At 39.2% G+C, this 1211-nt stretch carries 1 protein-coding gene; it reads left to right on the forward strand.

What is annotated here, in order from left to right:
• Positions 1–853 precede the first annotated feature (853 nt).
• On the forward strand, positions 854–1211 hold a 358-nt coding region (locus tag D1094_RS18770), incomplete at its 3' end, for a hypothetical protein (protein WP_220452579.1).

Genomic DNA, 1211 nt, shown 5'->3' on the forward strand with positions numbered 1-1211 from the left:
GACCCATTACTCTCCCCTGCCTTACCCATTCCCTACCTCCCACAATCAGTCCTCTCCTGACCCCAAGTTGTCTTTGTCCATGGGTCCTTTATACATGTTCCTTGACTAAACCCTTCCCATTCTTTCCCCCATTATCCCCCTTCTCCTGCCCTCTGGTCACTGTCAGCCTGTTCTCAATTTCAATGTCTTTGGTTATGTTTTGCTTGCTTGTTTGTTTTGTTGTTTAGCTTCCTGTTAAAGGTGAGATCATATGGTATTTGTCTTTCAACACCTGGCTTATTTCACTTAGCATAATGCTTTCCAGTTCCATCCATGTTGTTGCAAAGGGTAGGAGCTCCTTCTTTCTTTCTGCTGCATAGAATTCCATTGTGTATATGTACCACAATTTTTTGATCCATTCATTTACTGATGGGCACCTAGGTTGCTTCCAGCTCTTGGCTATTGTAAATTGTGCTGCTATGAACATTGTGGTGCATAGGTTCTTTGATATTGGTGTTTTAGGGTTCTTAGAATATAATCCTAGCAGTGGAATTGCTGGGTCTCAAGGCAGGTCAATTTTTATTTTTCTGAGAAAATTCCATACTGTTTTCCATAATGGTTGTACCAGTCTGCAATCCCACCAACAGTGAACTAAGGACCCCTTTTCCCCACAACCTCTCCAACATTTGTTGTTTGTTGCTTTGTTTATGATAGCCATCCTGACTGGTGTAAAGTGGTATCTCATTGTGGTTTTAATTTGCATCTCTCTGATAGCTAGCGATATTGAGCATCTTTTCATGTGTCTCGATATTCTGTATGTCCTCCTTGGAGAAGTGTCTGTTCAAGTCCTTTTCCCATTTTTTAATTGGGTTGGGTGTCTTTAATAAAATATCTGGGAATAAACCTAACTAAGGAGGTAAAAAACCTGTATGCAGAAAACTACACAACACTGAAGAAAGAAATCAAAGAAGACACAAACAAATGGAAACATATACCTTGTTCATGGATTGGAAGAATTAACATCATCAAAATGTCCATACTACCCAAAGCAATTTACAGATTCAATGCAATACCTATGAAAGTACCAATGGCATATTTCACAGACATAGAACAAACACTTCAAAAATTTATATGGAATCATAAACAACCCCGAAGAGCAGCTGCACTTTTGAGAAAGAAGAACAAAGTAGGAGGGATCACAATACCTGATATCAAACTGTATTACAAGGCCA

Origin of the sequence: Colwellia sp. RSH04, from assembly GCF_003545765.1 — a bacterium.
GTDB lineage: Bacteria > Pseudomonadota > Gammaproteobacteria > Enterobacterales > Alteromonadaceae > Colwellia.